This is a genomic window from Pelagibius sp. (assembly GCF_965227505.1).
GTDB lineage: Bacteria > Pseudomonadota > Alphaproteobacteria > Kiloniellales > Kiloniellaceae > Pelagibius.
In genome coordinates, this window is the sequence record NZ_OZ245757.1 from 1,562,606 (window position 1) to 1,588,179 (window position 25,574).

At 60.5% G+C, this 25,574-nt stretch carries 18 protein-coding genes; 14 read left to right on the plus strand and 4 right to left on the minus strand.

Features of this window, described 5'->3' with window-relative positions:
* Positions 1–93: 93 nt before the first annotated feature.
* From ACO06P_RS07490 to ACO06P_RS07500, 3 genes are read right to left on the minus strand one after another with little or no spacing between them, the layout of a single operon-like run.
* A complete protein-coding gene (locus ACO06P_RS07490) occupies positions 94–1,371 on the minus strand; it encodes a TRAP transporter large permease (protein ID WP_420349377.1) in 1,278 nt (425 codons plus the stop codon).
* Entirely contained in the window at positions 1,368–1,964 is a 597-nt protein-coding gene (locus ACO06P_RS07495) for a TRAP transporter small permease (protein WP_420349378.1), read from the minus strand. Before ACO06P_RS07495 ends, ACO06P_RS07490 begins: the two co-directional genes overlap by 4 nt.
* Complete coding sequence (locus ACO06P_RS07500; RefSeq protein ID WP_420349379.1) at positions 1,961–2,959, minus strand: TRAP transporter substrate-binding protein; 999 nt, start codon at positions 2,957–2,959, stop codon at positions 1,961–1,963. The genes ACO06P_RS07495 and ACO06P_RS07500 overlap by 4 nt, the downstream gene beginning before the upstream one ends.
* 579 nt (positions 2,960–3,538) lie before the next feature.
* Here ACO06P_RS07500 and ACO06P_RS07505 point away from each other — a divergent pair.
* Positions 3,539–4,171 carry a GntR family transcriptional regulator gene (locus ACO06P_RS07505; RefSeq protein ID WP_421935162.1) on the plus strand — a complete coding sequence of 211 codons (633 nt, stop codon included), beginning with the start codon at positions 3,539–3,541 and terminating at the stop codon, positions 4,169–4,171.
* 43 nt (positions 4,172–4,214) lie between these two features.
* On the opposite strand, the gene ACO06P_RS07510 is transcribed toward ACO06P_RS07505, so the two are convergent.
* Positions 4,215–5,036 (minus strand): GntR family transcriptional regulator, encoded by an 822-nt coding sequence (locus ACO06P_RS07510; RefSeq protein ID WP_420349381.1) that lies wholly within the window; start codon positions 5,034–5,036, stop codon positions 4,215–4,217.
* A gap of 297 nt (positions 5,037–5,333) precedes the next feature.
* Between ACO06P_RS07510 and acnA the strand changes: the two genes are divergently transcribed.
* From acnA to ACO06P_RS07575, 13 genes are all read left to right on the plus strand, one after another.
* Positions 5,334–8,063, plus strand: coding sequence for an aconitate hydratase AcnA (acnA, locus tag ACO06P_RS07515; protein ID WP_420349382.1), 2,730 nt, complete (start codon positions 5,334–5,336; stop codon positions 8,061–8,063).
* Positions 8,064–8,111: 48 nt separating this feature from the next.
* The gene (locus ACO06P_RS07520) at positions 8,112–9,008 is read left to right on the plus strand and encodes an aminoacyl--tRNA ligase-related protein (protein ID WP_420349383.1); all 897 of its coding nucleotides are present in this window, start codon (positions 8,112–8,114) and stop codon (positions 9,006–9,008) included.
* An 87-nt stretch (positions 9,009–9,095) separates the two neighbouring features.
* Positions 9,096–10,244 (plus strand): citrate/2-methylcitrate synthase, encoded by a 1,149-nt coding sequence (locus tag ACO06P_RS07525; protein ID WP_420349384.1) that lies wholly within the window; start codon positions 9,096–9,098, stop codon positions 10,242–10,244.
* Between the two features lie 749 nt (positions 10,245–10,993).
* Entirely contained in the window at positions 10,994–11,674 is a 681-nt protein-coding gene (locus ACO06P_RS07530) for a GntR family transcriptional regulator (RefSeq protein WP_420349385.1), read from the plus strand.
* A gap of 767 nt (positions 11,675–12,441) precedes the next feature.
* A complete protein-coding gene (locus tag ACO06P_RS07535; RefSeq protein WP_420349386.1) occupies positions 12,442–13,986 on the plus strand; it encodes an ABC transporter substrate-binding protein in 1,545 nt (514 codons plus the stop codon).
* A 104-nt stretch (positions 13,987–14,090) separates the two neighbouring features.
* Positions 14,091–15,005 carry an ABC transporter permease gene (locus ACO06P_RS07540; protein WP_421938187.1) on the plus strand — a complete coding sequence of 305 codons (915 nt, stop codon included), beginning with the start codon at positions 14,091–14,093 and terminating at the stop codon, positions 15,003–15,005.
* A gap of 139 nt (positions 15,006–15,144) precedes the next feature.
* Positions 15,145–15,945, plus strand: coding sequence for an ABC transporter permease (locus ACO06P_RS07545; protein WP_421938188.1), 801 nt, complete (start codon positions 15,145–15,147; stop codon positions 15,943–15,945).
* A 1-nt stretch (position 15,946) separates the two neighbouring features.
* Positions 15,947–17,998, plus strand: coding sequence for a dipeptide ABC transporter ATP-binding protein (locus tag ACO06P_RS07550; RefSeq protein ID WP_420349388.1), 2,052 nt, complete (start codon positions 15,947–15,949; stop codon positions 17,996–17,998).
* Between the two features lie 162 nt (positions 17,999–18,160).
* Positions 18,161–20,116 carry a CocE/NonD family hydrolase gene (locus ACO06P_RS07555; protein ID WP_421938189.1) on the plus strand — a complete coding sequence of 652 codons (1,956 nt, stop codon included), beginning with the start codon at positions 18,161–18,163 and terminating at the stop codon, positions 20,114–20,116.
* A gap of 49 nt (positions 20,117–20,165) precedes the next feature.
* Complete coding sequence (pip, locus tag ACO06P_RS07560; RefSeq protein ID WP_420349390.1) at positions 20,166–21,200, plus strand: prolyl aminopeptidase; 1,035 nt, start codon at positions 20,166–20,168, stop codon at positions 21,198–21,200.
* A 516-nt stretch (positions 21,201–21,716) separates the two neighbouring features.
* Positions 21,717–22,094 (plus strand): ectoine synthase, encoded by a 378-nt coding sequence (locus ACO06P_RS07565; protein ID WP_420349391.1) that lies wholly within the window; start codon positions 21,717–21,719, stop codon positions 22,092–22,094.
* Between the two features lie 624 nt (positions 22,095–22,718).
* Complete coding sequence (locus tag ACO06P_RS07570; protein ID WP_420349392.1) at positions 22,719–23,975, plus strand: ATP-grasp domain-containing protein; 1,257 nt, start codon at positions 22,719–22,721, stop codon at positions 23,973–23,975.
* Between the two features lie 188 nt (positions 23,976–24,163).
* Positions 24,164–25,480 (plus strand): MFS transporter, encoded by a 1,317-nt coding sequence (locus ACO06P_RS07575; protein ID WP_420349393.1) that lies wholly within the window; start codon positions 24,164–24,166, stop codon positions 25,478–25,480.
* Positions 25,481–25,574 lie beyond the last annotated feature (94 nt).

Here is a 25,574-nt window from a genome sequence, read left to right on the forward strand (position 1 = left end):
GTATCAGAAGGAAGGCACACGCGTTGCACTTTCCCGGATGCGCAGGACCGGCGCTCGCCTTCCACGCTGACCCCGTCTGACTTCTCGCTTCCCTTACCGCAGCGCGTTCGGCAGCCAGGTGATCAGCGCCGGGACGGCGAGGCAGAGCAGCAATACGGCGTACTGCAGCACGACGAAGGGCCAGGCGTGGCGCACCAGGGCGCCCAGGGAGATCTTCGAGACCCCGCACATGACGAAAAGCAGCACCCCCACCGGCGGCGTCATCATGCCGGCCACGAGGTTGAGGACGAAGAGGAACCCGAAGACCAGGGGATCGATACCGTATGAGAGCGCGATCGGCGCCAGCAGCGGCACCAGCATGATGTAGGCGGCATTGGACTCGATGAACATGCCGACGACGATCAGCAGCACCATGACGATGAGGATGAAGACCGCAGGATCGGCGGTGAGAGCCTGCAGAGAACCGGAGAGGCGCAGCGGCAGCAGGTCGATGGTGAAGACGAAGGTGACCGTGGCGGCAAAGGCGATCAGCGCGGCCACCATGGCCGATGTGACGGCGGCGCGAAAGAGCGCGTCCGGCAGGTCGGCCAGGGTCAGGCTGCGGGTCACTGCGAAGCCGATGAAGAGGGCGTAGACCACGGCGATGGCCGCCCCCTCGGTGGCGGTGAAGACACCGCCGACGATGCCGCCGACCACCACCACGGGCATCAGCAGGATGACCAGGGCGCGGCGCGTCTCCCTGGCCAGACGGCGCAGGCTGAAGGCCCGCCCGGACAGCGGATAGCCGCGGCGCCGCGCCTGCACGCTAGCCAGCACCATGAAACCGGCGGCAAGGATCAGGCCCGGCACCACCCCCGCCATAAAAAGATCGCCGACGGAGACGCTGGCCCCGGCCATCAGCGCATAGACGATCATCGCGTTGCTGGGCGGAATGATCGGGCCGAGGTTGGCGGCGGCGGCCACCACGGCAGAGCTGTAGTCCACCGGATAGGACTTGCGCAACGCCGGCACAAGGGTACTGCCGAGGGCGCTGGCGCTGGCGACCGCAGCCCCGCTGACCGCGCCGAACAGCGTACCGGAGACGATGGTGATGTGGGCGAGGCCGCCATGGACGTGGCCCACCAAGCTGTCGGCAAAGTCAACGAGGCGGCGCACGATGCCGGCCTTCACCATCAGTTCGCCGGCCAGCATGAACAGCGGGATCGCCATCAGCGGGAAGTTGTCGACCGCGTGCAGCATGCGCTGCGGCAGGATGGTGAAATCCACCCCGGCCAGGTGCAGGCCGCCCAGGGAAGCGATGCCCAGCGCGAAGGCGAGCGGCATACCGATAAGCGCCAGCGCCAGGAAAACGAGGACGACGGCGAGGCTCATGCCGGCCGGTCTCCGCTTGGCTCGTCTCCGCTTGGCTCGTCCCCGCCCAGGGGGCGGGCCACCTGCACGCCGAAGCCCTCCCAGCACCGCGGCCCGCCCCAGGCCAGCAGCAGAAGATGCAGGCAGGCGTGGCCGGCGGCGATCAGCACGGCGATGTAGTAGACCGCGGCGGTGATCTCCAGCGTCGGCATGCGCTCTTCCCACTTGCCGGTGATGACCGGCAAAGCAGTGGCGAAGATCAGGGCCATCAGTGCTGCTGCAAGGGCACTGTTCAGACGGAACAGCGCCGCTCGCCTGCCGGCGGGCATCAAGGCGACGAAGGCTTCGACGCCGACATGGACGCCACGGCGCACCCCATGGGGAATGGCCAGGAACATGGCCCAGACAAAGAACAGCCGCGCCAGCTCATCGGCCGAGTCGATCGAGGACGCCAGGACGTAGCGGAAGAAGACCTGAACCGCGACGATCAGCGCCATCAAGGCCATGACGGCGACGATGGCGCCATAGGAAAAGCGGTCAGCCCAGGCAAGAGCCGTGCGGGCGGAGAGGAACAGGGCGCCGGAAGGCGCCGGCGCCCCGTTCCCTGAACTCACCCCTCGGCCTCGGCGAGAACCGCGTCGATGATCTCGCTGCCGATCTTGGCCTTCAGTTCATCGACGACGCCGGCGGTCGCGTCCTGCAAGGCGGCGCGGGTTTCCGGCGGCAGGGGGTCGAACCGCATGCCGCGCTTCACCAGTTCGACCCGCGCGGCCGCATCTTCCTCGGCGGCCTTGGCCCGCTGCCAGGCCACCGCGCCAGCCGCCGCATCGCGCAGGGCCTGCTGCTGTTCTGCCGGAAGCGCGTCGAAACGGTCCTTGTTGGCGACGAGAATGATGAAGTCGAAGAAGTGACCGCTGTCGGAGACATACTTCTGAACCTCGTCGAAGCGCCGGGTCGCGATAATGCTATAGGGGTTTTCCTGACCGTCGAGCACATTCTGTTGCAGGGCGGAGTAGACCTCCTTGATGCCCATGGCCACGGGGTTCGCGCCGATGGCCTTGAAGCTGGCGAGATGGGTCTCGTTCGGCTGCAGGCGGATCTTCAAGTCCGCAAAGTCGGCCATGGTCCTCAAGGGGCGGACGTTGTTGGTGACGTTGCGCGAGCCCAGTTCCATGTAGCCAAGGGAAAGAAATCCCTTCTCCGCCAACTTCTCGTCCAGCAGATCGCCCACCTTGCCGTCGATTACTCGAAAGGCGGCGTCGCGGTCAGAAAATGCGAAGGGCAGGCTGACGGCTTCGAGTTCGGGCACAGTGCGAGACAGATAGGCGATGCCGATCCAGGTGGCGAAGACCGTGCCCGAGCGGACCTGGTCGACGTTCTCCTGGGCGCCGCCAAGCTGCATGGCCGGGAAAATATCGGCCGTCAATGCACCGCCGCTGTGTTCCGCCAGTTCCTGCTTGAAAACCTCCATGGCCTTGCTGCTGGAATGGTCGACGGCAAAGTTGCCGGCGATGCGGACCGTCTCGGCGACCGAGGGCCCGGCCCCCGCGAAGAGCAGCGGAGCCGCCAGGACGGCCATGCCAAGAACTCGGATCAGTCTAAACCTCATGTCAGTTTTCCTTCTTATCAGGCGGCTTCGTTACCGGCTGCCCAGATGGCAGCGCCGTTCGGAAACCGGTTCCTCCCAAAACGCGTGCTCAAAGCTTCCCGGCCCCGGACATCGCTGCACGCTTCTCCTTCGACGACCAGGGGAACCAGGGGCGACAGCGCGGCCACAAAGGACGTTACGACCGACTTGCTGCTTCTCCAGGGCTTCTGAATGGCTGCGGGAAGGACCCGCGAGAACAGGCTTGCTCAGACTGAGACGTGCGCCGCTGTTTCTCCCCGCTTCACGTTCCATCCGTCGACCGCCCCTCTGCGCCGCGGGGCCCCTAAACCGCTTAGACCAGGTTTCGCAAAGCACCGCGTATGAAGCGCGAAAGTCTATGGCATGTGGCGGGATATGCAACTATAACTGTTTTTTATTGCCCTTACATAATCGTAAAAAGACATAATACGGTATACAGAATTCCAGTCAATGGTGCGCTGTCGGGACAGCTGAACGCGGAGATGCGAGAACAGGAGGTCTAGGAAAGCGATGACGTCATCAGATGCAGTATCCGTCTTGCGTAAGCCCCTGCACGCGGCGGTGACCGCCCGGCTGCGCGCGATGATCATGGACGGTCGCCTGAAGCCTGGCGAACGCATCAATGAGAATGCCCTTGCGCATTCAATGGACGTTTCCCGAACGCCCCTGCGCGAAGCCCTAAAGACCCTGCAGGGCGAAGGCCTGATTCTCACGGAACTCCACAGGGGCACCTACGTCTCCGAGATCACCGTCGAAGAAACGGCGGAGCTGTTCGAGGCCCTGGCCGGGATCGAGCGCATCTGCGGAGAACTTGCCGTTCGTCGCCTCGGGGCCGTCGAGCTCCGCAAACTGCAGGCGCTTCACGATGAGATGTATGCCTTCCACGCTGAGAAAGACCGGGAGCGCTACTTCGAGCTCAATGACCGCATCCACCGCGCCATCGTAAAGCTGAGCGGCAACACAAGGCTGATTACCTTCCACGCCAAGCTGATTGTCGGCGCAACCCGCGCCCGCTTCGCCGCACTTCATCACGCCGCACGCTGGGATGAATCCGTCGACGAGCACAAGGGGATCATGACGGCGATCGAAGACCGCGATGCGGGAGAAGCCGGCCGGCTGATCCATCAGCATGTACACCAGACCGGCGCGCTGGTCTGCACAATGCTCGACAAGCGGGCACCCGACGCACCCTAGTTGCGCTGCGGCCTTTACTTCCGGTCAGCGCAAGACCCACCGGTCAGGCCGTCACCATGACAAGCCGGGCGGAGCGTTCGCTCGATTGCGGGGCCGGTCTGCAACGCAGGTAGAGCCGGTTCACGCATTCCTTCATAAGCTCCGGCAGCATCCTTTGCTCGCGCAGATGCTGCTCCTCGAGCCCCCGCTTGACCGCAGCTTCACTTCCTGCAAGCAGGCCCTGCGAAATCGCGGCCGCCTCTTTCAGGATCGTCTCCGCGCGATCTTCCATCGCAATCTCCGTCAGCCTGACAAAGTGGAGCCTGTCCAGGACGTTTCTCAGACACTCCAGCAGTGCGGCGTTCTGTGACAGCGACGCGATGAGCAGAGTCATGGGAACCGCGTATCGCTCGTAAACCCTGAGCCGCTCCGGCAAATCCTCGTCCTCTTTATCAAGCCCGGCAATGGTCGCCAAGGCGCGACGTTCGCCGTCATCCAGCCGGAGGCCCGCGATGGTGCCGCTGGCGGCGTAGTCAAGCATCATGTACTTCATGCCGAACAGATCGGCGATCTCGGCTTGATCGAGCCTCTTCACGAAGAAGCCGCGATGGGGCACGGCCGTCAGCAGGCTTTCGGCACAGAAGCGGTTGAGAGCCTCGCGCACTGGCGTGGCACTCACCCGGAGCTGATCCGCCAGCTCGGGCACATGAAGTCTGTCACCCGGCAGGAAGGCATAGGTGACCAGCAACTCCTTAATCTGCTCGTAGACCGATCGATCATCCGGCTCTGTATGACTGTGTTGCATGTCGGAGCGTTCCTTTCGGCAGGTTCTTCGCACCGCCGTTCCCCACGGGCTCACGCGGAGAAAACGCAGCGCCAGTTCCAAGAGTGGCCGTGAAAGAGTATTCAACCTGCCGCAACCGACGAACGCAATGGAACACAACCCTCGGTCACAGAATGTCATTTTTCAACATACGGTATTCACTCCGCGTAATGCCGGATTCAGAATGCACAGGCCGCCGATGGGAACGGACATCGCCCCCTGCTCCCGCCGCCGCCTCGGGGCCCCTCATCGTATGCCGACCAGAAAATATCTCCGGTTATAAGCCTTACTATTGATTATCAAATAGCTGCTTCGCGCTCTTTACTGTCGCCCTGCCTGTTCGAGCGGAAGCCACGTCATATGCCCTCCCCTTGCACCGCCTTCGACTCTCTCCGGGTTCTTCAAGCCAAAAGCCGCCCCTACGCCTACTATGCGTTGCATACGCTCGGCGCCCTTGGCTATACCCAGCTTGAGCGGCTCCCCTATGCCATCAGGGTGCTGGTCGAAAACGCCCTGCGCGCCCATGCCCTCGGTCAGGCCGACTTCGACGATGTTCATGCCCTGGCCGGATGGCGACCGAGACAGCAGCGGCGGCAGGCGGTCCGTTTCCGCCCGACGCGGATTCTCATGCAGGACTTCACCGGCGTCCCTGCGCTCGTCGATCTCGCCGCGCTGCGCGATGCCGTTGCCGCCAGGGGAGAAGACGCCTCCCGGGTTGAACCGCAAGTTCCCGTCGACCTGGTGATCGACCACTCCGTCATTATCGAACATGTCGGCGTTCCCGACGCGCTTCGGCGCAATATGGCCAGGGAGTTCGAACGGAACGGGGAACGTTATCGCTTTCTGCGCTGGGCCCAAGGTGCTTTCGAGAATCTTCGGATCGTGCCACCCGGCAGTGGCATCTGCCACCAGGTCAACCTGGAGCACCTTGCAACTGTCGTCTCGAACGACGGCCCGGCCATGGGCTCAGCTGCAATACCCTTGCTCTATCCCGACAGCCTGGTGGGCACCGACAGTCACACCACGATGGTCAACGCCCTCGGCGTCCTCGGTTGGGGGGTGGGCGGATTGGAAGCCGAAGCGGCGATGCTTGGCCGTGCGTTGGAGGTGCAGCTTCCTGACGTGGTCGGCGTACGGCTGCACGGCCGACCCGCAGAGGGCACCAGCGCAACGGATCTTGTTCTCATGCTGACCCAGAGACTGCGCAAGGAAGGCGTGGTCGGCAGCTTCGTCGAGTTCCTTGGACACGGCCTGGATCTCCTCTCCCTCCCGGACCGCGCAACCCTGGCCAACATGGCGCCCGAGTACGGAGCAACCTGCGCCTACTTTCCGATCGACGGGGAGACCCTGCGATACCTTGCCTCAACCGGCCGGGAAGAGACACAGGTCGCCATGGTAGAAGCCTATGCCAGGGCTCAGCGGCTGTGGCGCGATGGAAACACTCCGGAACCGAGTTATTCGCGGGTGGTCGACCTCGACCTGGGCGAGGTCGAGCCCTGCCTCGCCGGTCCGAGACGCCCGCAGGACCGGACCGCGGTCAGCGATCTTGAAGACTCGTTCGAAAGCGCTTTCGGGATCGCAGACCTTGGGGTACGCCGCTTCGCGGTCGCGCAAGAGCCCTATGCGGTCGGCGACGGCAGCATTGTGCTTGCGGCCATAACGAGCTGCACGAACACCTCCAACCCAGCCTCGATGATTGCCGCCGGCCTGTTGGCCCAGAAGGCGGTCAGGCGGGGCCTCAAGACCAAGCCCTGGGTGATGACGTCCTTCGCCCCTGGCAGCACGGTCGTCAGCGACTACCTGCAGCGCCTCGGACTTCAGGACAGCCTGAACAGGCTTGGGTTTGACGTGGCCGCCTACGGCTGCGCCGCCTGTGTGGGCAACACGGCTCCGCTGGCCGCGGATCTTGCGAAGACTGTTGCCGACAACGACCTGGCGGTCGCCGCCGTGCTGTCGGGAAACCGAAACTTCGAAGCCCGGATCAATCCCTTGATCAAGGCGAACTACCTTGCCTCCCCCGCGCTGGTCGTCGCTTATGCGCTGGCCGGCAGCCTCCGGCTCGATCTCCTGCGGGATCCGATCGACATGGATGAAAACGCGGAACCGGTGTTCCTGCGGGACATCTGGCCGAGCCGGACGACCATCGACGCCGCGATGACCGATGCAATCCGGCCGACGATGTTTCGGGCCCGCTACAAGCGGCTGTTCGAAGGGCCGCCCGATTGGAAAGCCCTGCCCGTTCCTGCCGGCGCAACCTATGACTGGGACGACGATTCGACCTACGTCCGTTGCCCACCTTTTCTGAACCTCGCGGGCGCCCGCGCCGATGTACCGGAGCGCATCGACGCCGCCCGCATTCTTTTGTTGCTCGGTGACGGCGTGACGACGGACCACATCTCGCCGGCCGGCCCCATATCCGGCGAAGGGCCCGCTGCTGAGTATCTCACGAACCGGGGGGTGGGCACGGACGATTTCAACGCCTTCGGCGCACGGCGGGGAAATCATGAAGTGATGATTCGCGGCGCCTTTGCAAATCCACGGCTGCGCAACGAGATGCTGCCGGAGAGGCTGGGGGGGTTCACCCGTGTCTTTCCGGAAGACCATGAGATGAGCGTCTTCGACGCGGCCAAGCGCTACCGCCGGACCAAGACGCCCCTCGTCATTGTTGCCGGAAAGGACTACGGCGGAGGTTCCAGCCGGGACTGGGCGGCAAAGGGGACCGCCCTGCTGGGCGTGAAAGCAGTTATCGCGGAAAGCTTTGAGCGCATCCATCGGTCGAACCTGATTGCGCTCGGCATCCTGCCCCTCCAATTCGATGACGGTATGTCGCGGCGATCCCTGGCGCTCGAGGGCCCGGAACTCCTGTCGATCACTGCAGAGGGCGGGTTCTCTCCACAAGCCATTGTCAAGCTCTCGATCAGACGGGACACGACGGCCATCGAGCAGGTTCCGCTCCGATGCCGGATCGACACGGCGGGAGAGCTCGAGATCTTCCGGGCCGGCGGTCTGCTTCCACTCATGCTGACGGCGCTGGAGGGCAAGTGCGGGAGCGATCAGCGCGTTGACGCACCGCTCCCGCAGTCGGCGTAGCTCTCAGTTACGAGTGTTCCCTGCAACCTTTCTCGTCAGGAGTGATCGATGAGCACAGAGTTCTTCTCCAGCACCCAAGGCATGGCGACCATCACGCCTACCGGCGTCGCGGTCTTCAACAGCCTGGAAGACCTCTTTCTCATTTGGGCGACCCGCTGTAATGCGCAGGAGGTTCGCTATCCGTCCCTCATCCGGGTTCAAGATCTCGATCGGCTCAACTACTTTCAGAACTTCCCGCAGCTCGTGATGTGCGCCTGCACGCTCCATGGCGGCGTTCACGACCGCTACAGCCAAGGGCACGATGGAAACGCTGTGGAGGCAATTCCCTCAGCGGACCTGCGTGATCCCGAGTACTGCCTGCCGCCAGCCGCCTGCTACAGCATCTACCTTGATCTGCAGGGTAGCACCCTGAACAGGACGCAGTACTTCACCACAACAGCGAACTGCTTCCGCAGCGAGTCTCACTTCCGGGGGCTTGAGCGGCTGCGCGGGTTTTCCATGCGCGAGATCGTGTGCGTGGGCACGGCCGAGGATGTGAAGACTCATCTCGGTGACTATCGCGAGCTGCTCGGGATCTTCATGGACAACCTGGGACTCCCGGTGGCATTCGAACACGCAACGGACCCGTTCTTCGACAAGAGCAGTGCCGCAGCGCGAGCCGAGCGGATCTTTCCGACGAAGGAAGAACTCGTCTATGACGGCAACCTGGCAATCGGCTCGATCAACTATCATCGCCGCTTCTTCGGCAAACGCTGCGACATCTCCATAGATGGCCGGCCCGCCAGCACCGGTTGCGTCGCTTTCGGCATCGAGCGCTGGATGCACGCGCTGGCCCAGCAGTTCGGCAACGACCCACAGCGCATTGCGGCAGCCATCAATGTAGCCCGCATCGAAACCCTCGCGCAGATGACGGAGCAAAGACGGATGCAGGCGGTCGGCACCTGAGGTCATACGGTTTCCAGGATATTGACGCTCAACGGCGGTGCGACAGAGACAGATCGACCAGATAACCGCCCCGGGGAGGAGGATGAGATGACAGCACAGAAACAAGTGCAGGCCCCGAAAATTCACCGCGGCCTGGCAGGCGTCTACATTGACCGCTCACAGGTTTCCATGATCGACGGCAAGAACGGTGTCCTGAGCTATCGGGGCTACTCGATTGAGGACCTGGTCGAGAACACCTCCTTCGACGAAACCTCCTTTCTACTCGTCAACGGTTGGCTCCCCTCCCAGCCGGAGTTGGAACGGTTCAAGAAGGACCTGGTCTCGGCGAGAACCCTGCCGGAGGGCATTATCGATCTTATCTCTTCGATGCGGTCCTCCCATCCGATGGATGTCCTCCGCAGCACGGTCTCGGCTTTGGCGGCATCGGATCCGGATCGCGAGGACGAATCCGCCGAGGCGATCAAGCGCAAGACCGTGCGGCTCATCGCGCAGAGCGCCACCGCGGTTGCCACTCACCTTGCGTTCAGGCAAGGCCGCAACGCGCCGGTATCGAACAGACACCTGAACCACGCGGCCAGTTTCCTGTCCATGCTCCGTGGCGAGGCTCCGGACCCGGATCTGGGCCTGCTCTTCGATCAGGACATGATCGTCCATGCCGAGCACGGTTCCAACGCCTCCGCCTTTACCGCCAGGGTCGTGGCCAGCGCCGGCGCCGACTTCCACGCCAGCATCACCGCGGCCATCGGCTGCTTCGCCGGGGCATCCCATGGCGGCGCGGTCGAGGGCGTGATGCAGATGGTCCGGGAGATCGGCGACCCCGAGCGGACCAAAACCTACATTGCAGACCGCCACCGCCGCCGCGATCCCGTCATGGGGTTCGGCCACCGAGTCTATCGCACCGCCGACCCGAGGGCCAAGTACCTGCGCGGGCACGCAGAGACCCTGAGCCGCATGCAGGGTAACGAGACCTGGCTGGAGATTCTGGATCGCGTGGCCGAAGAGATGAAACCCTACATGCGCCACGGGGTGAACGTGAACGTCGACTTCTACGCGGCGGTTTCCTATGCGCTGCTCGGCATCCCGGATGACTTCTTCGGCGCCGTCTTCGCCGTCAGCCGCATGCCGGGCTGGGCGGCGCAGATCCTGGAGCAGAAAGAGAACAACATCCTGATAAGGCCGCTGCTGCTCTATGTCGGCGAACAGGACAGGTCTTTTTTGCCTGTAGAGGAGAGGTAACCCGACCACCCTGCTCTCACCCCGGCTGCGCCACGGCCCAGTTAACGATCAGAGAAACCGTTTTTCAAACCAGCAAGGTCAAGCAGCTTGCCAGCGTAGAGCGCGTGTGGGCCGTTGAATGCTACCGATGTAGGACGCCTGCGCAGATCGCGCTTTGTCGCCAAGACAAACCCCTGAAACGAAACCGGGCCTTGCTCTGCTACTCTTGAGGCAGGGCCTTAGACCGAGAGGCGATCTTGAGGCAGCCGCACTCTTGGAACCGAAACTCCTTTCGCTCTTCGGCCAGTATCCGCGATTACTCAGGGAATCGCCGGGGCGCCCCCTGAAGACGTCTTCTAAGATCAAGTTCTAAGATCAAGATCCATAACCGGCACAGGAGCCTGGGGCCCGACCTGCTTGCCATGACGTTATCCGAACCATGAATGTAGCCGAATTTAGGAGTTTCTTGCGTCTGCGGAATACTGTATTCGTGATCAGGTGAAGGTACTGTTTGGTTTCCATTCTGGCTTGTTGTCTCCTCGAGGCCGACAGAGGGTCGCGCAAAATACTATTCAGTTATGCCTGCTGGTAATCGCGCCTGTTGTCTCAAAACCATGCCTGTTCCGACCTCTCGAAGCCGATTGGGCCTTGCATTTTCTGATCAGGAGGCGTCGGTATGGTGCGTCAGAGATGAAGTATCGACTTTTTTGACAAGCATATCAGATAGTACGCGCCCGAAGCCTCTCCGACTCTAGACCGAGCCAAGCACAATGGATGCCCCTGCCCGTTCCTCTCATCTGTTTGAACAGATTCACGACATCCTTTGGAGCAAGATCCTCAGTGGAGAGATCGAGCCCACACAGCGTCTGAAGGACGCCGAGTGGGCGAGGAAACTCGGCGTGAGTCGCACTCCGGTACGCGAAGCGATGCGGAAGATGCATCAGGAGGGGATTCTGATTCCTCTCAGCATGGGTGGCTACGAAGTGCGGCCCGCATCCATGACGGACCTTCATGGCCTCTATCGATGCCGCTGTGCGCTAGAGGTTCAGGCGGTTCGAGAAGCAGCAGAGAGTTTCCTGCCAAAGCATGCAAAGCGCTTCGGTGCCCTGGTGCGCGCCACCGACAAGGCAATTGACGCCAAGGATCTGGACCGAGTGCTGGAGCTCAACAGCCAGTTTCATCAGGATCTCGTGGAGCAAAGCGGCAATACTCATCTCGTCGGCCTGTGCGAGACGATCCGTAAGCTGACTTTGTTCTATCGAACAGCCTTGCTCAATCGAGTCAAGTCGGACAGCAGTCGGGAGCCTGACTATGTCGAGCGCCTGATGACCAAACAAGAAGAGCATCGGGCGATCATCGCAGCATTGTCGACCAACGACGGGGAGAAAGCTGCCAGCCTGATGCAGAGTCACCTTCTGAGCACAGCTCAACACATGGAGCTGGAAAGCTGAGGCAGATACTTCAAGACCTGCCCGAAGAGTCGCCGTAGGCTCGCCCAGTGCCAGCGGGAACACCATAGAGCGGGTTCGCTTCGGTCGGGCAGCCGACAACGAGGATAGACTGGGCGGCGCCCCTAGCCTTTTCACACCACCAAGACTCCCCACTGTCCTAACGGGCTCCTGGCGAGGCTGCGCCTTTATCGGCACAACCGAGCTGCTTTTTGCTTTGCCTTTGATGTTGTTGACTGTTCCTCAAAGGCCGAGCCTGAACTCTCCTGCCTGCAAAGGCCCAAGGCCTGCCCTCTATCGCCGAACTGTCCAGGGCGGCATCGCCTTGGGCAGGCTGCCCCCGCAGAAGGATCACCGCACTGCGGTCCGGAGCAGCTGGGCGGGCACTGAGAATCAAGCGGTTTGAACGACTTAAGCGGCGAGACCGGATGCCAGCGGTTGCGCTTTCCAGGGAAGACCACTCCCTCTTCGGCTTTTAGTTGGACACTCCGGAAAATTGTCGTATACAGTATACCGAATTGAAAGATCGCAGAGAGAAGCGACAGGTCGGGGGTTGAGCTTGCAGAGAGAAATCGAACTGCCGGATGCCACACCGTGAAACGATCGGTGCGGGCATTTACGGTTCAGCCGGCACAATGCTGCGTTGCCGACCTCGGCAGAGGCAGAGTTGCTTGCGCGCAGTTCTTGGCCGAAAGGCAAAACTCGGGAACTCGAACAAGGTCCAACAAGACGCAACGAATGCGTTGCCTGCAAACAGCGGGGAGAGCGACATGACAGCTTATGGTTTGAACAGGCGCCGGTTCCTTGCGGCATCCGCCGCCCTTGGCGCATATGGCCTGGGCGGGCCTCTCGGAACGGCGGCACGCGCACAGGAAGGCCGCGTCTTGAATGCTCGCGCGCGTGCCGACATCGCCATCCTGGATCCAGGCTACATGCTGGGTCCGGAAAGCGAGACCTTGAACGCCGTTATGCCCCGGCTTGTCGACTTCGGCTTTGAAAACGGCCGACTGATTTGGAAGCCGACGAACTATGTAAGCCAAATCGCCGAAGCAGACCCAACTCACATCGGCTTCACTCTCAAGCCGGGATTTCAGTGGACGAACGGCTTCGGCGAGCTGACGGCAGAGGATGTAAAGTACTCTTACGAGCGCATGAAGATCAGCGACAACAAGGGCGCATGGGATGTGCTGGACCGCGTGGACATCAAGGACAAGTATAGCGGCACCCTCGTTCTGAAGCATCCCTTCAAGCCTTTCTGGTCGATCACGCTGACGGACGATACGGCCACTCTGGTTTCCATGAAGGCGACCGAGTCGGTTGGCGGCAAGTACACTACCGAGATACCCGCAACTTGTGGTCCGTACCTCTTTCAGTGGGAGCGGGGCCGCCGAGTTTCCTTTACCCCCAATCCAACCTGGGCGGGGCCGAGGCCGTACTTCGATCGGATAAACTATCTTCTGATCAAGGAGAGCAAAGCGGCTGACCTCGCCTTTGAAGCAGGGGAGACGGACATCTCCAAGATCACCGGCTCTACCCTGGCACGCCTGCGGGAGTCCCCGCTACCGAACTCGAAGATCCACGTAGCGGGCGCTATGCGATACGCATGGTTGGGAATGAACACCGAGCACCCGAAACTCAAGGATATACGCGTGCGCAAGGCCATTCAGCACGCGGTGGACGTGGATGCCGTCAATGGAGGAGCCTATCCCGGCGCCCAACGCGCCTACGGCATTGTTCCGGCCGGGCTCGTCGGCAAGCGAAACGTCACAAAGATCAACTACGACCCTGAGAAATCCAGGGCCCTGCTTGCCGAGGCGGGCGTTTCGGGGCTCCAACTCGAACTCAGGACCCGGAACGAACATGCACGGGTCCTGGCAGCCCAGATTGTCCAGGCTAACCTGGCCGCAGTGGGGATCACGGTCAAGGTGATCCCGATGGACCGCGGCCAGTTCAGCAATCTGGGTCAAGAGTCCAAGGGCGATGACTACAAGGACTCGCAGCTCTGGATACAACGCTTCAGGGCGGACCCTGATCCTTTCAACGCAGCCCAGTGGTTCCGCCGCGATCAGATAGGCGTTTGGAATTGGGAGCGCTGGTCTAGCGACGAGTTCGAACAACTCTACGAAAGAGGCCTCGCCGAAGCTGACCTGGACGAACGCGACAGGATCTATGTTCGGATGCAGGAGATCATGGAGGAAACCGGTGCCTATGTGTGGCTCGCTCACGAGGAGGATGCATTTGTACTTCGCGATTGGGTCGAACCATACCTATCAGTCGCCGGGAAAATGAGATTCAAGCACTTTGAGCGGACGTGACAGTTCCTGAGGTCGGGAAGGTGACTAGGTTGACTGGCCGGATTGGCTGCTTTGCTGGCAGGAGTTTGTAGCGAGTGGGCGTATATGCTCTTAAGCGTGTCGGCTTGGCGGTTTTGATCGTTCTCTCGGCTCTGTTCCTTCTTTTTGTTGGAGTACAGTTCATCCCGGGAGATGCGGTAACGCTCGCCCTGGGGCCGAAGGCATCACCCGAAGCGGTGGCCCGCTACACCGAAAAAATGGGACTGGACGACCCGGTGGTCGTCCAGTTTCTGATCTTCATCGGCAATGCCCTGCAAGGCGACCTGGGACAGGACATCCTGTCCGGACGCGATGTGACCTTGATGGTTCTCGAAGAGTTTCCCTACACCCTAGCGTTGGCCCTGGCGGGACTTGGCTGGGCTGTCGCTGTGGGCGTGCCGCTAGGCTGTCTCTCGGCGGTGTGGCCGAACAGCTGGGCTGACAGGATAACTGGCGTCCTGGCAGTTGGAACGAGCACGATTCCATCCTTTCTCGTTGCCATCTGGTCACTCCTTATTTTTGCAATCGCGTTGAAGTGGCTGCCTGTGATCGGCGCAGGCGAGCCGGGCAATCTGACCGATCAACTGAGGCACCTCATACTTCCGGCCTTCGCCGTCGGACTCGGATGGGTCGGGTATCTCGCACGCATGGTCCGGGCCTCGATGCTGGAGGTACTGGGCGAAAACTACATCAAAGCAGCGCGCGCCTTCGGCCTGCCAACACGCACGGTGATCTACCGCTATGCTCTCAAGGTCGCCATCCTCCCGATCATCACACTGATCGGCCTAGGATTCGGAGGCATGCTGAACGGAGCAGTCTTCGCCGAGATCATCTTTACTCGGCCAGGGTTAGGCACTCTTGCCTATGAAGCCGTTCTGGCCCGCAACTTCCCGGTTGTTCAAGGAACGCTGCTGGTGGTAGCGGGGCTTTATGTCTTAACGATGCTGACGACCGATCTTGTCATCGCATGGCTGGACCCCCGCGTACGGGAGTCTCTATGAGATGGTAAACATCAACTCCCGATTCGGCACAGGCAGTGAAAGGCTGCCTAGGTCCCAGGCAAACAGGCAGCAGGGCCTCGAAAGGAGGACTCAGCGCCGTCTGTCAAACGGGAAGCTAGCGACCTTTCTTGCAAATCCCATGGGCGTGCTTGGCCTCATTGTCGTCGTTGTATTCTTTGCCGGAGCGATCTTTGCTCCTTTATTGGCGCCCTACGATCCAAACCAGATCAACGTTCAGGAGCGCCTTCTTGGCCCCTCCCCCGAACACTTGCTGGGAACGGACGAGTTGGGCCGCGACACCTTCTCGCGCGTTCTTTTCGGCGGGCGCGTCGCACTCAAGATTGCAGCTTACGGCATCTTCCTATCTCTGACCCTCGGTATCCTCCTTGGCATGCTGGCCGGGTACGGTCCCCGTTGGCTCGACAGTGCCCTGGTCATGCTATTCGACACGTTGCGCGCGTTTCCGTCCAAGATCCTCGCATTGACGATGGTGGCACTCACCGGTCCGAGCCTAACCATGGTGACGGTGATCGTGGTGGTCCTCGTGACACCCAGCTTCGCCCGCTTGACGCGTACCAGCACGCTCGCCCTGAAGAACACCGAGTTCATTATCGCAGAACGCTCGCTGGGGGCAGGGACCGCCCGTATCCTCTGGCATCACATCATGCCGAATGTGGTTGGTCCTCTTCTTATTCTGGCCGCCATGGAGGTGCCCGTGGTGATTACCATCGAAGCTGGCCTCAGCTTTCTTGGCCTTGGCGTCTTGCCTCCGACAGCGAGTTGGGGGGCAACCCTCAGGGAAGGCTATCTGCTCATCCGCGAGACACCTTGGCTGGTGATCGGTGGCAGCGTTCCACTGATCCTCACGACCCTCGGCTTCACGTTCCTGGGGGAGGCGTTGCGCGACGTCTTCGACCCAAAGCTGGGTAAGAGACGGTAACGTGGCGAACCTGATGGAAATCCGGGACCTCAGTGTCGAGTTTCATACGGCTCAAAAGAGTGTTCGGGCGCTCCGGTCTGTCAGTATCGATGTGCCCGAGAAAAAGGCTCTTGGTGTCGTCGGCGAAAGTGGCTCCGGCAAGAGCACCGTCATCTGGGCAGCTCTGCGCCTGCTGGCCGGCAATGCCGTCGTCAAAAGCGGCGAGGTCCGCTTCAAGGGCGAAGACATACTCGCCTTCAGCCAGCGAGAGCTGGAGCTTTACAGGGGGGAGCAGGTCTCGGTTGTGTTCCAGGATCCAATGACCTCGCAGATCCCGGTCATGACCTACGGTCGCCAGATGAGCGATATTCAGTACCGGCGCAAGGCCTTCAGCGCAGCTGAAAAGAGACAACTCGCCATCAACATGATGCGACGGGTCGGAATTCCCGATCCGGAAAGGCGGGTCGACCAGTACCCGCACCAGTTCAGCGGCGGAATGCGCCAACGTGCGAGCATCGCCATGGCGCTCCTGATGAACCCCTCCTTACTCATCGCCGATGAGCCGACAACGGCGCTTGACGTGACCATGGAGGCACAGATCATTCATCTGATGCACATGCTCAAGGAAGAGACCGGGTCTACCTTGATCGTTGTCTCCCACAACCTGGGCCTGATTGCCGAGCTGTGCGATGAGGTCGTGGTCATGTATGCAGGTGAAGTGGTCGAACATGGCGACGTACATCAGATATTCGGCGATCCGCAACACCCCTATACACGTGCGCTCCTAGAGTGCGACCCGGCACGCGTGGCGAGGCGCACGCGCACCCTACCCGCCATCCCCGGCGAGGTGCCCGACCTTTCTGAAGCCCCCAAAGCCTGTATGTTTGCGCCCCGATGCCCGAAGGCGTTCGCGTTGTGTAGCAAGGAAAGTCCGCAATACATCGAAACTGAGACAGGTCAGGGCGCACGCTGCCATCTTCTGCGGCCGGATCACAACGGACTCAGCTCCTTCGCGAATGCGAACGCAGCGGCAAAGGTGAATGAACCGCCTCTCACGACCGAAACCCCTGCGCCACCGTCCTTAACGCCGCCAACTGACAGTCTTCTTGAGGTGGAGGCCCTGGGTGTGCGGTTCCGCACAATGGGCACCATAGGCGCTTTTCTCTCCGGCGAGACCTTCCCTTACGTCGAAGCGGTGCTTGACGTCTCTCTTGCGCTCCGTCCAGGCGAGACACTTGGTATTGTCGGTGAAAGCGGCTCGGGAAAGACAACGCTTGGCCGTGCGATCCTTGGGTTGATCGAAGCTCATTCGGGTTCGGTGACCTTCGATGGGCGCTCGCTCGCCGAGATATCGAAGTCGGAACTTATGTCCCTGCGCAGCGACATGGCGATGATGTTTCAGGACCCGGTGGGTTCGCTGAGCCCGCGCAAGACCGTGCGAAGCCTGATCGTTGAGCCCTTCGACATACACGGTTTCGATGGCAGGAACCGACAAGCAGAGGCCGAACGGCTCTGCCGAATGGTCGGCCTTCCACTGGATCTGCTGGGCCGCTATCCCCATGAGCTCTCAGGCGGACAAGCGCGTCGTGTCGGCGTAGCCAGGGCCCTCGCCTTGGAGCCGCGCCTCATCATCGCCGATGAACCAACGGCGGGGCTTGACGTCTCCGTCCAGGGCGATGTGCTCAATCTGATGACTAGGCTCCAGCGCGATCACGGTCTCGCCTTCATCATCATTACGCACAACCTTCCAGTGGTCCGCCACATCAGCGACCATCTTGCCATCATGTATTTCGGCCGCATAGTCGAGCAGGGCGGGAACGAAGCCATCTTCACACAGCCGGCTCATCCCTATACGGCGGCATTGATCAATGGCGTACCACAGCCCGATCCTTCAAAGCGCCGCCGGCTTGTATCGATCGAAGGCGAGGTTCCCAGCCTCGCAAACCGCCCTTCCGGGTGCGAGTTTCACTCTCGCTGCCCGTACGTACAAAGCCGTTGCCGAACTGAGGCGCCGCCACTGCGACCGATTTCCGCCGGCCGCCGCGTGCGCTGTCACTTCCCCCTCGTCGAATGAAGGCCGCTCCACAGAGTCCAAGGCCATGCGCAAACACCCGAGTCCGGTTTGAAACTCAGGAAAGGGCAATAGGAGCAGGTTGATGAAAAAAGGGAATTCTGCGTGAAGGTAAGGACTGAGTTTCCGAGAAGACTCGCCGCACCCCGTGACGTCTTCATTCCCATGCCTGATGGCGTGCATCTTGCCGCGAGAATCTGGCTGCCGGACGACGCGGATCGCAATCCGGTTCCGGCGCTCTTGAACTACAAGCCTTATCGCAAGAGAGACTTCACGACGGCAGCCGATGCGCTGTCTCAGACCTATCTTGCGGGGCATGGCTATGCAGGCGTTCGCGTGGACATGCGCGGTTCAGGAGATTCGGAAGGCGTCCTGCGCGGCGAGTATCTGGATCATGAGTTGGATGACGCTGTCGAAGTTATTGCTTGGCTGGCCCGCCAACCCTGGTGCAGCGGACAGGTCGGCATGTACGGGCTTTCCTGGTCCGGCTTTAACTCCCTGCAAGTCGCAGCCCGCCGCCCTCCCGCACTGAAGGCAATCATCTCTGCCTGCTCGTCCGACGACCGCTACGCCGACGACGTTCACATGATGGGGGGATGTTTGTTGACAGACAAACTGACCTGGGGCGCCTCTATGCTAGCACGCTACATGTCACCGCCAGACCCGGCAGTCGTTGGTGACAAGTGGCGTGACATGTGGCTCGAGCGTCTTAGGAACAACGGCCTCTGGGTCGCGGAGTGGCACGAGCACCAACGGCGCGACGGATTCTACAAACATGGGTCAATCAGCGAGGATTACAGCGCCATCGAATGTCCGACTTATCTGGTCGGCGGATGGCTGGATGCCTACTCAAACACGATCTTCAGAATGGCAGAGCGCTTGCGGTGCCCCCGGAAAGCCCTGATTGGTCCCTGGCCGCACAAGTATCCATACCGCGCAAAGCCTGGGCCGCAGATTGGTTTTCTCCAGGAAGCAATCCGCTGGTGGGACCATTGGCTGAAGGGACGCGATACCGGCATCATGGAAGAGCCGATGCTTCGCGTATGGATGCGGGACGCCGAGCGCCCCCGACGGCGTCTCGACAAGTGGCGCGGACGCTGGGTCGCGGAAACGAAGTGGCCGGCGGCAGATTCAGCAAGCAGCCAGTGGTTTTTCCGGCCAGGCCGGCTGACAACGGAAAATGACCCGCTTGAACCCGAAATCGAGATATCCTCACCGCAAACGGCCGGCCATACGATGGGAGCGTGGTGCCCCCATGGCATCGATCCGGATCTGCCGGGCGATCAGCGCTATGAACTCGGTCATGTCACAGCATTCGACAGCGATGTTCTGGGCGAGCCGGTTGAAATCCTTGGCGCGTCGATCGCCCGCCTCGACATCGCCTCAGACAGCCGGAATGCGCTGGTGGCTGGTGTCCTGTCAGAAGTATTCCCGGACGGCTCCGCAACTCTGATCACCTACGGCGTCTTCAATCTCACACACCATGACAGCGATGAAGCGCCCAAGGAGTTGGAGCCTGGCAAACACTACAGTGTCGACTTGAGGCTGAACGAGATTGCGCACCGCTTCGCAGCAGGCAACCGCATTCGCCTCGCCATATCCACCAGTTTTTGGCCGACCGTATGGCCGTCACCAACGCCTGTGGTGCTGCGACTGAGACCGAACACATCCCATCTGTCGTTGCCGGTACGTGACCCAAAACCCTGCGATGAGGATCTCACTCCTCTTCCTGCTCCTGAGGTCGGTCCACCAAGCACCGCCGAGGTTGTTTCCAAGCCAAGTTCCGACTGGACCGTGACGCGTGAACTGGAAAGCGGACGGTTGGTTCATCGGCGGGTAACCGACTCCGGCCTGACCCGACTGGATCACGGCTGGGAGTTCGGCAAGAAGCTCAAACTAGAATACAGTGTCGTACCCGACGATCCGCTCTCTGCCCAGGTGCTTGTCAGACAGATCATAACCTTCGGCCGCGGCGACTGGAGTGTGCGCATCGAGTCCACAGCAACCATGAAGGCCGAGCGCAACAGCTTCCGGCTTCACGCGGCATTGGACTGCTTCGAAAGCGACCAGCGTGTTCACACCGATAACTGGGATCACGCTGTACCAAGAGATTGCGTATGACCTGGGCGCCCGATGGAGAGCCCAAGATCACGGAGAGGAACCGTTAGCCATGGTTCATGCAACGGAGCCCGTTCGCTTGCCAAGCAACACACCGCGCGACAAGGTTCTGGCGCAGATGGAAGCGATCGAACGCGAGCGTGAAGCGGTCCTGTTTCCCGCTACAACGCCGCATCGCTCTGGATTCATGCCTGTATCCGACGGATATAGTCTTTACTATGAGGAGTACGGCAACACCCGAGGGCAGCCAGTTATCGTGCTCCACGGCGGCCCTGGAACGGGCGCGACAGCCATTCATCCCCGATTCTTCGACCCTCTCTACTACCGCATTTTCGTCTTTGACCAGCGGGGCGCCGGCCGCTCCAAGCCCATTGGCAGGTTGGAGGACAATACCACCAAGCACCTGGTAGGTGACATCGAGTCTTTGCGGAGACATCTGGGAATTGAGAAGTGGTGGGTGTTCGGGACATCCTGGGGGTCAACGCTCGGTCTGACCTATGCCATAACGCATCCGGAAGCATGCCTGGGACTTGCGCTCCATGGCATCTCCCTGCCGCGCAAAGACAAAATCGAATGGTGGACCCGCGGTCTGCGCCGCTTCGCTCCAGAGCAATGGCAGGCATTCGCAGAGTTCATCCCCGAGGCAGAGCGGGGCGACTTGCTGAGAGCCTACTATGAGCGCCTCATGCATGACGCTCCAGCAGTGCACATGCCCGCAGCCGTATCCTGGATCACCTACGAGGCCGGAACGTCAAGCCTGAGCCCGATGAAGCTGAGCAAGGCAAGCGGGAAGTCGGATGAGCAGATCCTGGGGATGGCGCGGATTGGGGCACACTACCTGATCAATGGCCACTTCCTGGAGGTCGACTGGTTTCTTGCGAGTCTCGGAACACTCGCACATCTACCGGCTTTCCTCTCCCATGGCAGCTGCGACCTGGTCTGTACCCCGGACAATGCCTACGATCTCGCACAACGCTTGGGTACCGTGAAGCTGTCGTTCGCCCTCGCCGGTCACAGCTTCAGGGAACCCAAAAATGCTGCTGCAATCGTCCGTACCACTGAGGAAATCAAGGCTCAAAATCTGTAGCACGTTTGCGGGTTGGAAAAGCGGATCTTTGGTCGTTTCCCGGCGTTAGGGTCCTCAGAAGCGTAGGCTTCAGCAGCGAGGAAAGAGGCGAGTGTTGGAGAGCCTTCCTTCGCCCACAAAGCGCCGGACTACGTTCCGCCAGTACACTTGGTACAGATCGATATAATCCAAATTATTTTCTCATCAATATTGATGTTAATACAAAACATTTTCTATTACATCGTGTAGTTAAGAAAGCCAATCGTCCGAAGAGTGGTTATTACTTCCTGTAGATGCGGCGAGCGATGGACTTTGAAAGATTAATACCTACGAGGGCAAAAGAACGTCCGTTGCCGAGCTGGCGCGGCATCTGGACAGGCGCACACCAGTTCCGCGCACCTGTGGAAACCACTCAAACGCTCCACCCAACGCAGCAAAGAGTGCAAACCCGTTTGCTTGAATGATCGGCCTTTCGGAAATGGCCGCTCACCGATCAGCCAGCGACAAAGACCAGCAAGCTATGAAAAGGAGGCTTTGATGATCTATAGGAAGTTGGATGAGCTCATGGGCAGTGGACGTGACGTGCCCTGGGGCAACGGGCAGAGCCGACGGTTCCTCATCCAATCCGACAATCTCGGCTACTCATTGACAGACACCATTGTTTGGGCTGGTACCGAATCTCTACTGGAGTACTCAAACCATCTTGAGGCCTGTTACTGCATCGAGGGTGAAGGCGAGGTCCAGATCAACGATGATGTTTACAAGATCACACCCGGCTGCATGTACGCTCTCGATGGAAACGAAAAACACTACCTGAGAGCAACAACGGACCTCCGGCTCATCTGCGTGTTTCGCCCAGCGCTGGTCGGCAACGAGCGACATGACCTCAACAACGCAAACGGCTCAACCTACTGAGGCTGCTGCCAGGGACCTCCGCGGTGCTCGGGTCGCCACCAAGGACCGGATACGAAACCCGCACGCAGATTAATCCAATCAGCGAAGGCTTGCCTTACAGCAGGCGCCCTTGCCACAGCTTCAAGGCTGCAACCGTGCGTGATAGGACATGAGAAACCTGGCACTGCGTACGTCGCCTTGAGGGCCAAGCCTTATTGTTTTCGACCGACCGCTGGCGGGCTTGCCTCTCGACAGAACCGGCGTCTTGCCCGAATGAAGGGATTACCTTGCACATTGATACCTTCGCGGTCCAACGCGGCCAGAGCGACACATCAAAATACGCCGCGCAATATGCCCGACTATTGACTATGAAATAGGTAGGCTGCGCACTTAACTATCGCTGGCCATCTTACGATGCAAGGCGGTGGGGAACGTTTCCAGCGACAAACACTCCCTCCAAGTCTCCGTTGCTTTGCCCGTCAGCGTTGTTGGCCGTCGGCAAACCGGCTTCAGATGCAGTCGCAGGCAACCTCGGTCCGGTCAAAACGAAGAAGCCAGGGCATGTGGCAAGTGCGCCGCATGGAACCGGCGGACCTTCCTGCCACCGCCCGACCGCGTTGCGCTCTTCGGCAAGGAGATGGATAGATGTCAAGAGACCTGCTCGTTCTGATTGAGACCGGCATACGGTCAGGGCCCAGGTTCGTTCGCGAAGCCCGACGCCTCGGCCTTCATCCCGTTTTGCTGGCGCGCAATCCGAGTCGACTGAATTACGTTACAGCCGGTGAAGTCGACGCGGTCGTCGTTGATACCGGCGACACTCAAGCGGTTCTTCATGCCTGCACACAGCTGACTTCCAGCGACACAATTGCGGGCGTTACGACAACCTCCGAGCCTCACGTTGCCACGGTCGCAGCAGTCTGCCACCATCTCGGTCTTCCGGGCCCAGACCACAGCGCCGTTACACGTTGCACAGACAAGTTCATTCAGCGTGAGCGGCTGGCACAGGCGGGCATTGCAACGCCGGCGTACCGCCTGGCGACCGACGTGAAGCTTGCTGCCAAGTTCGCCAGGGAAATCGGACTACCGGTCATAGTCAAGCCGGTTACCGGGCGCGGTAGTTCCGGTGTGCGGCTTTGTCGTGACACTGATGAGGTGATTGAGCAGACCAACTTCCTGCTCGCCGGCAATCAATACCGGCCCTCTCCGCCAAAGGTATTGATTGAAGAGTTTGTGATCGGACCCTTTTGCGATGTAGAGACCCTCAACGGCCAGTCAGTCGGCGTTACAGGCGGCGACTTTTGCGAGCTTCCCTACTTTACATACAGCGCCTTCAACTTCCCAGCCGAGCTTCCCAGCAAAGACGAGAAATCCGCCGTCGCAGTGGTTGAGCGGGCACTGCAAGCCCTGAACCTTGGCTGGGGGCCGGTCAACACAGAACTTCGTATATCGAAAGACGGGCCTGTCATCATCGAAGTCAATCCGCGCATGTCAGGTTCCGTAGTCCCTGATCTCATCAAGCTCGCCAGCGGACTGGACATCGTCGCTGAGGCAATCAAGATCGCCACCGGCCGTGCCGCGGTTCTTCGCAGAATCAGGTCACATACCGCAGCAGTCCGCTACCTAATGGCAGACAGGGAAGGTGTTCTGGGTCGGATTGAAGGAATCGAGAAGGCACTGAAGGTGCCTGACATTGTGGAGATAGTTGTTTCCGCGAGTGAAGGAGACTACGTAGCCCGGCAGGGCGATACGCGCGACCACCTTGGCTATGTGGTCGCAGCCTCGCCCAGCCCGGAGCGAACTGCAATGGCACTGCAAAAGGCTTGCAACCTGATACGGATACCGCTGGGCGATCATAAGCAGAAGCGCCCTTTGGCTGAAACTGTGGCTGCGCCTACTGCCTGAGACAAGGGAGACATACACAGCAGTTCAAGACCCGGCAGCGCCTGTCATAGCGTCCTCTGTAACCCCGGACCTGCCATGGGGACGCGCGGACCCTGGCAGGGCGCTATCGGATACGGTGCTGACTTCGGCAGCTTCCTTGAAGAAACCGGCCGGCGCGGCGCGCCGGTCACAAAGCCGGCGAGGAGGCGATGAAATCAAAACAGATCATCCATGGCAGCGGCTGGCGGGTACTTCTCATCTGTCTGATGATTCTTGCCACAAAGTGTGGCCGCAGTATGTACTTCGTCATCGTATCGTGGCTCGCGTTGCACATTACCGGCGACGTCGCCTCTGTCGGTCTTGTGCTCGTCTGGTGGCCACTTCTCAGCCTGACACTTGGCCCGCTCATGGGCGCCGTCATCGATCGCTTCAATCGCTGCAATCTCTTCATTCTTGGCGAGGGGTTGAGACTTGGTGCGATTGTCGGACTCCTCCTTGCCAGTTCCTTTGGTCCGCCAAGTGAGGCCGACGAAGGGATCTCAATGGTTGCGCTCCACCTGACCGCCTGCATGGTATCACTTGGGTCTCTCTTCTCGCTGCCGGCGACCCAGGGACTGCTCCAGGCAGTCGGAAGAGAATCATTGACGCGCATCGTTGCACTCGGAGCGTCCGTTCACCAATTCGGGAGCATCTCCGGCGCCGCGTTGGGGGGGCTCACCGTGGCTCTTCTTGGCTTTGAAGCCGCCTTGTCAATTGTCGCCACTTGCTGCCTTGCCGCTATGGCATTCGCTGCACCGCTACACCGCGACGGAGATCTCCTTTCAAGTGATGAGGCACCGTCCTATTCCACCGCTGTCATGGATGGGGTCCGCCTTGTCTTCCGCGACCAGCAGCTTCTGATCGCTTGCCTTGCGATTGCATTGCTTTGGTCTGCCGCACAGATGTCTACGGTTCTGCTGGCTGCCTTCACGCGATTTGAACTTGGCCTGGGGGCCGACGCGTATGGCTGGATCGACGCTATGTGGGGCGTTGGAGCGATCATTGCCGGTTTTCTTATGGTAAGGCTATCGCACCATCTTCCAGAACGATATCTGCGACGCTTCGGCTTGCTATTCCTCGCGGGCGCAACGGCCTGTTTCTCGGCTGCCGGTGAGCTTTGGTCAGCGTTGGTGCTGCATGGTCTTATGGGCATGGCCTTCGCAGCGAACCGCATCGTGTATGACACCTACATTCTCAAAACAGTCGAGAGCGGGATGGTGGGTCGTGTTCGCAACAACATCCAGGCCGCAATCGGCACCATGGGTATCTTGGTCTATCTGTTGCCAAGTCTCTATGAAGGTCACTCTGTTCGCTTGGCCTACATGGTCTTCGCCGGATTTCTCGCTGTGTCGGCCGTCGCTTTGGTGCTGTGGCGCTATCGGCTCAACAAGGCGAAAACGCCTGACGCTCAGTTCTCACACGTAGATAGCGGCGGGGGAACGTCCACCCAAGTGAGGCCAAAGCGGGCTAATGACATGGCGCATTGAACGCAGGCTATCCATAAACGCCAGTGGACACGGGACCCAGGGCAATCCGGGCTCTATCTGAGCGGTTCGCAAAGTCTCAGGGATCTAGGCAAGC